The organism is Atribacteraceae bacterium, from assembly GCA_035477455.1.
Classification (GTDB): domain Bacteria; phylum Atribacterota; class Atribacteria; order Atribacterales; family Atribacteraceae; genus DATIKP01.
The window spans coordinates 1-12768 of record DATIKP010000085.1 but is presented as its reverse complement, the minus strand read 5'-3'; the positions used below and the strand labels follow the sequence as shown (position 1 = coordinate 12768).

Below are 12768 nucleotides of genomic sequence, written 5' to 3'. Positions count from 1 at the left end.
TGCTCTACGGCCAGAGTTACCGGGACTGGGAAATGCTTGAACTGGATTCCCGAGGCCAACCAGCGGGTTCACTCGGTACTGGGTGAAACCCCGCAAGACCGCTTTGAGCGGGAAAAGCCCTTCCTCCTTCCCGGTACCCGTTCCTATCCCCTGGCCCGGCTGGAGCAGCGAACGGTCCGGAGCCGGGGTGATGTGGTGTTCGCCAATCAGCACTACCGCTTGGATACCATCCCACCACAGGGAGTGGTGTACGGGGAAATGGCAGAGGGGGTGCTGTGTTCCCTGGTGGATGGGGAGGGGAATCCGTTGAACTTTGACCTGAGCGTGAATGTGGAACGCCGGCGGCTCCAGGAGTATGCCCTCTTCCTGGAGGGATCCTGAAGGAAGCGATAGTCATGCTGATCCATCAAGAAGTGAGGGAGCTGTTGGGTGAATTCCGGTTGGAAGGTATGCAAACCCATCTGGATCGTACCCTGGAAGCGGCCGGTCAGGAGAAAAGCGATCCCCTGGTGGTGGTGCGGAATCTGCTCCGGCAGGAGAAGAGCAGCCGCCAGGAGCGGAAGAAACGGTTGCTCCTCAAGATGTCCGGGTTACCCTACCGGAAGACGCTGGCTGACTTTGACTTCTCCTTTCAGCCCAGTATCGAGGAGCGGAAGGTTCGGGAACTGCACACCCTGCATTTTCTGGCCCAGGGAGAAAACGTCCTGCTGTTAGGCCCTCCCGGAGTGGGAAAAAGTCACATAGCCATCGCCCTGGCCCTGGAAGCCATCGAGCATTTCCAGAAGGTGCAGTATGTCACCGCCACTCCTGGTGGAGCGGTTGCATACCGCTTACCGGAATGGGAGCTTCCAGGAGAAGATGCGCTTCTACCAGGGGGTCGACCTTTTGTTGATCGATGAGCTGGGGTATCTCCCCCTGGATGGGGAAGGGGCCAAGTTCTTCTTCGAATTGGTGAACCGGCGCTATGAACGTAAGAGTATCGTGATCACCAGCAATACCGGATTCCTGGACTGGGGCCGGATCTTTTCCAACGAAGTGATCGCTACTGCGTTACTGGATCGACTCCTTCATCACTGTCATATCCTGAATATCAAGGGGAGGAGCTATCGGTTGCGAGAGAGACAGGAAAGCGGATTGATGAGGAGGGAGGTGACTCAGGAAGGAGGTGTATAAAAACCACCGCCCGAAGTGGATAGTTTTTCACCGCCATAACTGTATATTTTTGACCGCCCTTGACAGTTGACCCGGTCATCGAACAGGGTCGCTTCGGGCATCTCCCGGTAGCTCCAACTCTGCTGGAGCATGATCAGGAGGGACACAAAGGTCAACCGGGGGGAGGGAGGTCCGGCCGGTGGTGGTGGAGAACAGATGGGCGAAGTCGTGGTCCCGGATGGTGCGTTCCTGCCACTGGCGTAATTGATAGTAAAAGGAGTCCCGGGGGGATCCGGGGGTACCATCGGTCCATATCGGCGAAGTGCAGCTGTCGGCCGCTGGTGCCCATCATGGGAATGTCCTCCTGGTCGGGTGATCTATACCAGTATAATATCACATAAACGGGTAAAAATATACCAATATATCTGTATAATATTATGTTTTCTATCTATAACCCATTTGACCTGGTCTATGTTGCCCAGGTACGATGGGGGAAGACCGTTTTGGGACGGTCTCTTACAAAGCTACAGCCTATATTTTCCAAGGAGGTGGAAGGTCTTATGGAAAAGAAAACCAAGATTGTTGCCACTCTCGGGCCGGCGACAGCCAATGAACAAAGTATCGAAAACCTGCTCGACTCCGGAGTCAACGTCTTCCGGTTAAATTTTTCGCATGGGATTCTGAGCGATCATCACCGGACAGTCGAACTTATCCGAAAAATCCGCACCCGAAAAGACCAAATTGTTGGTATTCTCGGTGATCTACCCGGACCGAAGCTGCGCATTGGAGACATTGCGGGTGGAGAAGTCTTCCTGGAAGATGGATCGGATCTCGTCATCAAAAAAGGTTCGGGAGAGGGAACGGCTGAAGGTTTGTTTATTAATGAAGATGTGGTATTTGAAAACCTTAGAGAAGACGACCTCCTTTTTTTAAACGACGGACTGATCAGGATACGGGTGGTCAGCCGGAAAAACGAAAACCTGACGTGCAAGGTGGAAAGGGGTGGTTTTCTATCTTCCCGAAAGGGTCTAAATATTCCTTATCTGCCTGATCGTTTTCCGGCTCTTACCGAACAGGACCAGGCTATTGTGGAAACCGTTATCACCTGGGAACTCGATTTTTTGGCTCTTTCCTTTGTTCGCTCTCCGGTAGATTTGCAGAATCTCCGCAACCTGATCAAAAATCATGATCCGGCTCCTGCTTTAGTCGCCAAAATTGAAAAGCCACAAGCTTTGCAAGTCCTGGGTTCGATCATCAGGGAAAGCGACGGAGTGATGATCGCCCGGGGTGACTTGGGTGTGGAAATTCCCATCGAACAGGTTCCTTACTGGCAAAAAATTATCATTCGGGAATGCCGCAAACAATGTAAACCGGTTATCGTGGCTACCCAGATGTTGGAAAGCATGATTCATTCACCGATCCCGACCCGGGCGGAGGTCAGCGACGTAGCCGGAGCGATCTATGATGGAGCGGACGCGGTGATGCTTTCGGGGGAAACGGCCATCGGTGCGTTTCCCAAGGAATGCGTGATGATGGTTTCGCAGATCGCTCGCTTTATTGAACAACAAAACATGTTTTCTGGAGACAATGAGAGTTGGCTTGACGGTGAAACTGACACCTCGTGTGCGGTAGCCTTTGGCGCCGTAGAAATCGCTAGAAAACTCAATCTCCCACTGATTGTCACCTGTACGTATTCCGGGAGCACCGCCCGCCGGGTCTCCCGTTTCCGACCCCGTCAACCGGTTCTGGCGCTTTCCCCGGTGAGAAGCACCCTTGAGGGATTGTCCCTGTGCTATGGGGTGATCCCCAAGTACACACCGGTATTCGATACCCAGGAAGCCCTGGTCGAAGAAACTACAAAGATAAGCCTCAAGACCGGTCTTGCCTGCAAGGGTGACAATATCGTGATCACCGCCGGTGTACCGCTCAAAAAGCCAGGATTGACTAACTTACTCCAGGTAGAAAGAATCTGACCCCAGTTTCCGGTCTATTCTGCCCAGCGTTTTTCGAAGAAGGCGTATTTCCGGGAAATCTGTTCTCCTGTACCCATCGCTTCCAGACACATTTTTCGGTTGGCGGCATCGATCGAGGAGCCTTCCGCCTCACGATATCTGCGACTTTTGGCCGCTCAGAACAACTCCATCAAGAGGACCCGAGATACTCCTTTCCCTTGAAATTCAGGAATGACGAATAGAAGAAATGCCCGGCCGCGGTCAATGGAACGGCGTAATTAGAAAAATCGAATCCATCCGAAAGGATATAGAGAGCCAAAAAAAACCTATACCCCTTTGCCCTGTCCAGTTTTTGGGGAGTATTATAATTCAGCGCGTAACAGCGCATCATTGTCCCCGGGCCAGGCCTGTGTTATAATATTTGTGGCTTGGAGACCAGGAGAAAGCCTTCCCTGTATTATTATGCTCGGGGAAGGCTTTTTTTATGGTTTTTACAGGCGAGGGAAAAGCCGTTGGGGATTACCATCTCATCGCAAGGGAGATAAGATGTCCAGCCTGTTGAACGTTCTTGGTGGTAAGCCGGTCATTGGAGCAATCCGACCGGGGACTCTCCCCGGACTATCCCCGGACCTTTTGTCACTGCCCCAGGTCTTTTTTCTTCTGGAGCAGGACATCAATGCCCTGGACATGACTCTTAAAGCGTTGCCGATTAACTCGGCTTCGGTATTTCTTCACCTCGATTTACTGACCGGATTATCGGCGGATCAAAGTGGTATCCGCTTTCTGCGAAATATTTATCCCTCATTGCTGGGGGTGATTTCCACCCGGACGAGAGTGCTCGAGCTGGCCAGAAAGGTCGGGTTTATGACCATACTTCGCTTATTCCTGTTGGACAGTGAATCACTGGCCAGTGGGATGAAGATCGTTTCCCGTCTACAACCGGATGCCCTGGAAATTCTCCCGGGAATTATTTTCCCGGGCATCAAAGATCTTTTTGTAATCGATCGTATACCCCCTTTGATCTGCGGAGGTTTTATCCGATCACCACAGGAAGTCAGGACTATTATCCAAGCCGGGGCTCGGGCCGTCTCGACCAGTGCGACAGAATTGTGGATACTGAACAGGGAGGAACAGCTTGGATAGGTATTTTTTGACAATCGATCTGGGGACCACCAGTGTGAAGCTGATGGTTTGGGATCGGACCGGGAAAACGATATCTCGGGAGGTTTATCCGGTGGAATTGGCCTATCCGAAACCGGGATGGGTGGAATGCGATCCCGAAGCGATTGCCTGGTCGGTGCAAGAAGCTCTCGGGAAGATTGACGTTCCCCTGGAGGGAATCGGATTAGCCACCCAGCGGGAAACCACGGTGATTTGGGATGGAGGGGGAACACCGCTTTACCCGGCCATCGTCTGGCAGGATCGGCGGACCTCGCCGTGGTGTGAGGCGCACCAGAAAGAGCGAGGGTTTCTCTATAGCCGGACCGGATTAATCCTCGATCCGTATTTCTCTTTGAGTAAGCTGGTCTGGTTGCTTGAGCACGTACCTAAAGGTACCGTTCCCTATTTTGGAACCCTCGATTCCTTCCTTCTTTGGAAACTGACCGGTGGTCAGTCTTACCTGACCGACTATACTAATGCTTCAAGGACCATGGTGTACAATATCTTCTCGTTGGAATGGGATCGAGAGATCATTAGAATGTTTTCCCTCGAGGGGGTTAATTTTCCCCGAGCGGTTTCCTCATTCCATCGCTTTGGCGAGACAAAGACCCGTCGGGGAACGGTTCCGATTTTAGCGATGCTTGGTGATCAGCAGTCTTCATTTCTGGGACAAGGTTGCTTGAAGCCTGGCGATGTGAAAAATACTTACGGAACAGGGAGTTTTTTGCTGGCCCACTGTGGCGATACCACCCCCTGTCATTCGGAAGGATTGATCGTCACTCTGGCTTCCCAGGTATCGGACCGGCCGGTTTTCGCTCTGGAGGCCAGTGCCTTCAGTGCCGGGGCGCTCATGGAGTGGCTGAAGAACACCGGGCTGATCACTCATGCCGGAGAAACCGATGATTTGGCCCGGCAGGCCAGAACCATAGATGATTTGGTGATCATACCGGCTTTTTGCGGCTTAGGCGCTCCGCATTGGGACCCCTATGCCCGGGGTGCAATGTTGGGGTTAACCCCCGCGGTGGGCAGGGCAGAAATCGTCCGAGCTTGCCTGGAGGCGGTGGCCCTGGAGTCTGCTGCGCTTATCGAGCAACTGTGTCTGAGCGTACCTGGTATCACGGAAATTACTGTGGATGGAGGAATGAGCCAAAACGCCTTCCTCATGCAATTCCAGGCTGATGTTTCCGGGAAAAATATCCGTCTGTTTCCTGATCCGGAAGCCACCTCACTGGGCGTTTTCTTTTTAATGGCCAACCGGCTGGGCTATCTCGAGCAAGAGTACTTACTGGAAAAAAGGTTCTCCGGTACTCTGTATACGCCGAAAATGTCCGAAAGCGAAAGGCGAAGATACCTCGCGAAATGGCAGCGGGGGATCGAACGGGTTCGGGGATGGAGTCGTCACGATGAAAAGCTATGACTTGATCATTGTCGGCGGCGGTGTTGTGGGCTGTGCCCTGGCTTGGTATTTCTCCCGGTTTGACCTGGCCGTCCTCCTCCTGGAAAAGGAATCCGATTTGTGTTGCGGGGTGAGCAAAGCCAACTCCGGGGTCATGCATTCACGCAGCTACTGGACACCGGAAAGCCTCAAGGGAGCCATGCATCTCAGATCCCTGGAACGATTGGAACAAGCCATCACTGAATGCGATCTCATGGTCCGCCGCTGTGGAGCTCTGACCGTGGCCCTGGAAAAAGCTGAAGTAGACTATTTACGCCTGATCGAAGAGCGGGGGCAGTATCCGGACAGCGAAATCCTCGGACCACAGGAAACCCTGATGATAGAACCCAACGTGAACCCGGCGCTGTATGCGGCGTATCTCGATCCTCATGTCGCTGTCATCTCTCCATTTCATCTGACCATCGGTCTGGCGGAAACAGCCCGATTGAACGGTGTTGATCTCCAATTCGGAGAACAGGTTGAGGGATTTGAGAACGACCGATCGCAGATTCGCTTGAAAACTCCAAATCGGGTTTATAAAACCTCGTATGTGGTCACTGCCGGAGGATTCGGAGCGCCAGACCTGATTCAGGGTACGGGTGATTCTTTGGCTCCCTTGTTGCCGGTCCGGGGAGAGTATTATCTGCTGGACCGGGAGTGCGACGGTTTCGTCAATCGGGTGTTGTATCCTGTGCCCGGAGAAAAGAGTAAGGGAATCCTGGTGTGTCCCACCCCGGAAGGGAACGTCCTAGCCGGTCCTAATTTTGAATTTTTAGACCGGGAGACAGTTGTTACCACACACCGGGGATTGCGCGAAGTGGCCGCCGGAGCCCGCCGACTGGCTCCGGGAATCCCCTTGGAACAGACCATTCACCTTTTTGCCGGTGTGCGGCCGACACTGCCCGACCGGGATTTTTATATTTTCTTTTCCACTCAATATTCCAGGGTTCTTCACATTGCCGGGGCGGAATCCCCCGGTCTGACTGCAGCGTTTGGAATCGCCGAGTACGTTGGGGACCTATTGCAGACCCGGGGTCTTAACCAGCGGGAGAAAACACGCTTTGTCCGGCGGCGGGCCTTTCCGGTGTTTCGGGAAACCGACTGGGCAACCCGGGACCGTCTGATTTCCCAGGATCCCGATTGGGGGAAAATCGTCTGCCGTTGTGAAGAAGTGACTCTGGCCGAAGTGAAACATATCTTGCTGCACTCGCCGGGATGCGCGACTCTCGATAGCTTGAAAAAGAGGATTCGGGTCACGGCCGGCCGTTGCCAGGGTAGTTTTTGCCTGATGAACCTACCCCGCATCCTATCGGAAGTCAGGGGGCTGAAACCTCTTGAACTCCTTAAATCAGGACCCGACTCACGGTTCTTATTACTGGAAACCAAGGAAAGGGAAAAGACTTATGCCGGTTGATCTGTCGGCTGATGTGGTGGTGGTGGGAGGCGGCCCGGCCGGCATGGCGGCAGCCCTATCTGCCTGGGAAAACGGGGCCGCTCAGGTGATCCTGCTGGAACGCGGAAAACATCTGGGAGGCATACTCAATCAGTGTATCCATCCCGGTTTCGGTCTTAACGTTTTCGGAAAAGAACTTACCGGTCCCGAATACGCCGAAGAATACCAGGCGAAACTGGAAAATACCGGAGTAGAAGTCATGACCGGCACTACAGCCCTCAATGCCACCCCGGACCGGACCATTCGGGCGGTTAATCGGCAAGGGGTACATACTATCCGGGCCCATTCGGTGATATTGGCCATGGGATGTCGAGAAAAAACCCGGGATATGCTTCTGATCCCCGGTTCCCGACCGGCAGGGGTTCTCACTGCCGGGCTGGCCCAGTACCTGATTAATGTGGAAGGTTTTTTACCCGGAACAAAGGTGGTTATTCTTGGTTCCGGTGATATCGGGTTGATCGTTGCCCGGCGGTTGATGCTGGAAGGAGTTCGGGTACAGGCGGTGGTGGAAATCCGGGATTCCCTGAGCGGATTGGTCAGAAACTATGTCCAGTGCCTGCTTGACTTCGATATTCCATTGCTCTTTTCCCACACTATCACTCAGATTCATGGAAAAGACCGGGTGAACGGGATTACTTTAAGCCGGGTCAACCGGGATTGGATTCCCATACCGGGGACGGAAAAGGACTTGGAATGCGATACGGTGCTGTTATCGGTCGGTCTCATTCCGGAAAACGAACTCTCCCGCAAAGCTGGAATCCCTATCTACGGAGCCAGTGGAGGTCCCTTTGTCGACGAATCATTTCAGACGGAGATCCCTGGGTATTATGCCTGCGGGAACGTTTCCGCGGTGTTTGACCTGGTTGATTACGTTAGTATAGTGTCTGAGCGGGCTGGCAGAAGGGCAGCGGAGTTTGCGCCTCAAGGCTCGGTTCGTTATACACTTCATCGCGCTGCGAGCGTGCGGCTGGTGATTCCCCAAATCATCCGCTCGATGGAAGAGGGAGATCTTTTCATTAGGCCTTCGATAGCTCTGGCCGACGGCGTTGTACGGCTAATCCACCGGGATGAGGCATTTTTCCAAAGAAGAATTCCGGTGTGCCGTCCTAGCGAAATGATCCGTCTGGATATTGCAACCATTCCCTGGCCGGATAAAGGAGGACCGGTGTATGTGGATATCAGAGGAAAAGCCATTGAAGGAATCTCGTGACCTGATTTGTACAGTTTGCCCGCTGGGCTGCCAAATCGCCGTACGACAGGATGTTTTAGCGGTTCGCTTTGATGGGCACTCTTGCGCGAGGGGGGAAGGGTACGCTCGTCGGGAATTGACCGATCCCCGGCGCGTAGTCACCACTACGGTGAGAATTCAAAACGGGATCATCCGCCGGCTTCCGGTCAGAACCAGCGCGCCGTTTCCCCTGCGCCTGATTCCGGAATTGATGCAGACAGTCAAGTCCCTCGAGGTTGTGGCGCCTATCCAGCGGGGGGCGGTGATTGTCCGAAACCTTCTTGCCCAGGATATTGATCTTCTCGCCACCCGTACGGTTCCGGAAATTTTGTCCGATACTTTATGAGTTTGGCCGTCCAGATGTATTCGAACATTTTTTTCAGGGAACCGGCATGGGCGGGCGCAGTCGCAGCATGGCCATTTTTATCCGGGTAATCGGAATGAGGGTGGTCACTCCTTGTTCCTCGGCCAACTCGAGCACCCGTTCGTAAGTCCTAAGCGCTTCCGGGATGTTTCCCTGCATTTCGAAGATCATCCCTTGCAGGTTCCAGGCGCCAAGATGGTTCCGATCCCCTTCCAGCGCCAAAGCAACACTATTGAAGGCGGCATCGAGCTTTCCAAAGCGGATGAACCATCCCGCTTTTTCCACCAGGAAATCCTTTTCGTCTTCAAAACGCATAGCGGCCTCGGCAAGGAGGGTCGACGCAACCGGTTCCTGGCTGCGGATTTCCTGAATCACCCCGGCAATCAGGTAAGGATTTGAGCGTTCGGGAAAGAGATTTTGGATAGAGAGGCTCAACTCATACCCTTCCTGGAGAAGGATCTCCTGTTGTGCGGGGTATGGCGTCCGGGTGAAGTCGTCGGCGATCTGTTCGATGGAAGACAGGACGTCAAAATACTTTTTCTCATCGGGGGGAAGCCGAAGAAATACAAAATAAACAACCAAAAAGATGCTCACGGCGATCGACAGGTTTTTGAGAAATTTTTTTAACCATCGCCTCTTTTGTTCCGAAACCGTACGATCGAGAAACCACCACCACCGTTCCGGAGCCGGCGTAAGGAGATTGCGAGCGTTCGCCAACTTTTTGCTGCCGGTCATTCGGACAAAAGTAAATGCCTTTCCCTGAAATGCGCTGTCATGATTGCCCAAGCGTGTGCATTCCGGATCGAGATATGCTCCCTTTTCCCGGTAATGATCAAGGGCGTCCTGAATCGAATCCCGTAACCGCAGGAGTTCAATTTCAGTATTTCTTTGGTCGCGCAGACTCGCCACCTTTTTCCCGTAAAGATCAATCCATAGTCTGACGTCATCCAGTAAAGGGATCCTACTATCTATCACTCGATCATCCTCCTGTGTGTGCGTGGTCGTGTAAATGCGCTAACGCAACAAGAGTCCCCCGGGAAGGTCACAACCACTGTTAACCTTCCCTATTGGCCTCTTTTTCCTGTCCCCGCGACTCCCCCGTCTGAATTCTTAATTTTTTCCTCCGTCCGTTATGTATGATAGTCTGTTTGCCTTCCCTTGGCAAACCGGAGGCTCGATGTTATACTGATCAATCTTGATAAAATACTGTTTTTTTCCAGAATAAGAAAAGCACACAGAGATGTTCTTCCTATTTCTAAGTTACGTGAAAGGTTCGATTTTTATGAAAGTCGTTTCACAAAATCGAAAAGCCCGCCATCTCTACGAGATCGAGGATACCCTGGAGGTCGGCATTGAGCTGCAGGGGACGGAAGTGAAGGCATTGCGAAACCATATGGTCAACCTGACCGACGCCTATGCCCGCTCGGAAAAAGGGGAAATGTGGTTATTCAACCTGCAGATCTCGCCATATGACTTCGGGAGCGTTTATAACCACGACCCGAAACGGACAAGGCGCCTGTTGATGCACAAGAAAGAAATCGTGCGCTGGAGCGCGAAAGCCGATCAAAAAGGAATGACTATCGTCCCTCTGCGCGTTTATTTTTCCGATAAAAACCGGGCAAAAGTGGAAATAGCCCTGGTTAAGCCCCGAAAACTGTATGACCGACGGCGGGAAATCCAGAAAAAGGAAATGAACCGTGAACTAGAAAGAGTGAAAAAGAAGCGGTTTGAGTCTTGAAAAGGACGGTTGTTACCGTTACAATAGAGCAAAAGACGATCCGGGGGCGACAAGGTTTCGACGGTTCTCGGATGAATGATAAGAGGCGGGCCGAGGTCTCCACCGGGGCTCGTAAAAAAGGTGGAAACGTACAAACGCCAACGATACTCTGGCTTACGCTGCTTAATTAAAAGCGGCACGCCCCTGGAGCGGCTGCCTGTCCGGTCTGGGACGGCGTCAAAAAACAGGCTGGCTTCCGGAACCGCCTGGGTACTGGAAGTAAGACATACCCGGGGTAGTCGGCTTCCTATCCGGCCTCAGGGAGAGGAAGAAGACGAAAATCAAAATTGAGGCTACGCTCGTAGGCTCTTATCGTTCATGAGTTCCGGACGCGGGTTCGATTCCCGCCGCCTCCACCAGATTCCCTGACCTGGCATTTTTGACCTATTCCTCTTTAAGTAGAAATGGTGATCGGTGAACAATGATCGAATAGGTGGAAAAACTTTGTACTTTTACCCCATACTCAATTTTCCTGAACGCTGCCGTGGGGTACCGACCGCTTAGCTCCTTTCTTGATTGGACTTTTTCCGGTTAAAGATAGAAATTAAACATTATATAATGATGTAATGTTGCAGTGAAAGTAAACGAATTCCTGGCTTTCAACACCTCTTGGAGTTGTATATAAACGATCCTGTGTGTATCCATACAGGACCCAGCTGGTCCAGCACGGCCCCGGAAAAATGTTGGGGCTGTTTTTTGTATAAAAAGAACTCGGGGTCCGCTGGGATCGGAGTCGGCAGAAATGGAGATCGTATTATGAGCAACCTGATAACTGAGCATGTGAAAGGTTTACTGGAAAAGGTATTGCAGGAACAGATTCCCGGTCATTTGGATATCCCAACTTATACTGTTGAACCGGCACGAGACAAATCTCACGGGGATCTGGCGACGAATATCGCCTTTTCTCTTTCCAGGCGACTCAAGCAATCTCCGTATCAGGTCGCCCAACAGTTGAAAAACAGTCTTTCCGAAGCGTTCCGCGACATAGCCCGAATTGACGTCGCCGGACCGGGTTTTATCAATTTTTTCTTCCATGATTCTTTTCTGCTCTCTTTTTTACCGGAAATCTTCGAACAGGGTGACGACTACGGTTGTCTCGACGTTGGTGCCGGTGAAAGGATACAGGTCGAGTTTGTCAGTGTGAACCCAACGGGGCCTCTCCATGTTGGCCATGGCAAGTGTGCTGCCTTTGGCGATTCTCTGGCCCGTATTCTCCGTAAAGCCGGCTTTCAGGTAGAAAAGGAGTATTATATCAACGACGCCGGGCGACAGATCGATATGCTGGGCCTCTCGCTTGAAGCTCGGATCCGTGAACTTCTTGGAGAACCTCTGGTTATTCCGGAAGGTGGATATCTTGGTGAATATCTCATCGCGGTTGCCCGAGATTGCCTGCAGGAGCATGGCCCGAACACGCTGAATCAGTCGAAGCCGGAGCGCCTGCGCCTTTTCCGGGAGTATGCGATTGGCAAAATCCTGGGATCGATCCGACGGGACCTGCGTGATTTTCGGGTTGAGTTCGATGTGTGGTTCAGTGAACAAACCCTTTTCGACAACCGGGAGGTGGAGTCGGTCGTTTCCCTCCTACAGGATAAGGGATACACCTATACCCGGGACGGTGCTTTATGGCTCAAAACCACCCAGTGGGGAGACGACAAAGACCGGGTCCTGGTTCGGGAAAACGGGATGCCTACTTATTTTACCTCAGACATCGCTTACCACTGGAATAAATGGGCCCGGCAGTTTGACCGGGTGATTGACATCTGGGGTGCGGACCATCATGGGTATATTCCCCGAATGCAGGCTTCGATGCAGGCGCTGGGGCTTCCTGAGGATTTTCTGGAAATCTTCATCGTCCAGTTTGTGACCCTGCTGCGCGGCGGGCAACCGGAGCGCATGTCCACCCGCCAAGGAGAATTCGTTCCCCTTCGGGATCTGATCGATGAAGTAGGCGTTGACGTCGCCCGCTATTATTTCTTGATGCGGGACCCGGCCACCCACCTGGAGTTCGATATTGAAGAAGCCCGAAAGCAATCGATGGATAATCCGGTCTATTACGTGCAATACGCCCATGCCCGGATCGCTTCGATTTTCCGGGAAGCGGAAAGGAAAAATCTGGAACATCTGCTGGGGGATCCGGTGTTTCCCTCGACGTTCTCCGGAGACCTGGAAAAAGAGCTGGTCAAAAAACTTGTCTATTTTCCGGAAGTTATCCGAAAGAGTGCACAACTCAGACTCCCGGCCGTCGT

At 52.6% G+C, this 12768-nt stretch carries 12 protein-coding genes and 1 other RNA gene; 12 read left to right on the top strand and 1 reads right to left on the bottom strand.

From position 1 onward, the window contains the following. The 9 genes from VLH40_05400 to VLH40_05360 all read left to right on the top strand — a co-directional run. A partial coding sequence (locus VLH40_05400; GenBank protein ID HSV31443.1) for a hypothetical protein occupies positions 1-381 on the top strand: 381 nt, incomplete at its 5' end. Between the two features lie 14 nt (positions 382-395). Continuing rightward, a complete protein-coding gene (locus VLH40_05395) occupies positions 396-899 on the top strand; it encodes an ATP-binding protein (protein ID HSV31442.1) in 504 nt (167 codons plus the stop codon). Then, positions 793-1173 (top strand): ATP-binding protein, encoded by a 381-nt coding sequence (locus VLH40_05390; protein ID HSV31441.1) that lies wholly within the window; start codon positions 793-795, stop codon positions 1171-1173. Before VLH40_05395 ends, VLH40_05390 begins: the two co-directional genes overlap by 107 nt. Positions 1174-1712: 539 nt before the next feature. After that, positions 1713-3125, top strand: coding sequence for a pyruvate kinase (gene pyk, locus VLH40_05385; GenBank protein ID HSV31440.1), 1413 nt, complete (start codon positions 1713-1715; stop codon positions 3123-3125). A gap of 525 nt (positions 3126-3650) precedes the next feature. Continuing rightward, positions 3651-4247: a glycerol-3-phosphate responsive antiterminator gene (locus tag VLH40_05380; GenBank protein HSV31439.1), complete on the top strand. Its 597-nt coding sequence runs from the start codon at positions 3651-3653 to the stop codon at positions 4245-4247. Then, entirely contained in the window at positions 4240-5682 is a 1443-nt protein-coding gene (locus VLH40_05375) for an FGGY family carbohydrate kinase (protein ID HSV31438.1), read from the top strand. Before VLH40_05380 ends, VLH40_05375 begins: the two co-directional genes overlap by 8 nt. Beyond that, positions 5669-7114 (top strand): FAD-dependent oxidoreductase, encoded by a 1446-nt coding sequence (locus VLH40_05370; GenBank protein ID HSV31437.1) that lies wholly within the window; start codon positions 5669-5671, stop codon positions 7112-7114. Before VLH40_05375 ends, VLH40_05370 begins: the two co-directional genes overlap by 14 nt. Beyond that, complete coding sequence (locus VLH40_05365; protein HSV31436.1) at positions 7104-8363, top strand: FAD-dependent oxidoreductase; 1260 nt, start codon at positions 7104-7106, stop codon at positions 8361-8363. Before VLH40_05370 ends, VLH40_05365 begins: the two co-directional genes overlap by 11 nt. Beyond that, positions 8323-8727 (top strand): DUF1667 domain-containing protein, encoded by a 405-nt coding sequence (locus tag VLH40_05360; protein HSV31435.1) that lies wholly within the window; start codon positions 8323-8325, stop codon positions 8725-8727. The genes VLH40_05365 and VLH40_05360 overlap by 41 nt, the downstream gene beginning before the upstream one ends. A gap of 33 nt (positions 8728-8760) precedes the next feature. Here VLH40_05360 and VLH40_05355 read toward each other — a convergent pair whose 3' ends face one another. Further along, complete coding sequence (locus tag VLH40_05355) at positions 8761-9720, bottom strand: tetratricopeptide repeat protein (GenBank protein HSV31434.1); 960 nt, start codon at positions 9718-9720, stop codon at positions 8761-8763. A 307-nt stretch (positions 9721-10027) separates the two neighbouring features. Here VLH40_05355 and smpB point away from each other — a divergent pair, with 307 nt between their 5' ends. The 3 genes from smpB to argS all read left to right on the top strand — a co-directional run. Next, complete coding sequence (gene smpB, locus VLH40_05350) at positions 10028-10483, top strand: SsrA-binding protein SmpB (protein ID HSV31433.1); 456 nt, start codon at positions 10028-10030, stop codon at positions 10481-10483. Positions 10484-10525: 42 nt separating this feature from the next. After that, positions 10526-10881, top strand: a transfer-messenger RNA (tmRNA) gene (ssrA, locus tag VLH40_05345). Positions 10882-11278: 397 nt separating this feature from the next. Next, a partial coding sequence (argS, locus tag VLH40_05340; GenBank protein ID HSV31432.1) for an arginine--tRNA ligase occupies positions 11279-12768 on the top strand: 1490 nt, incomplete at its 3' end.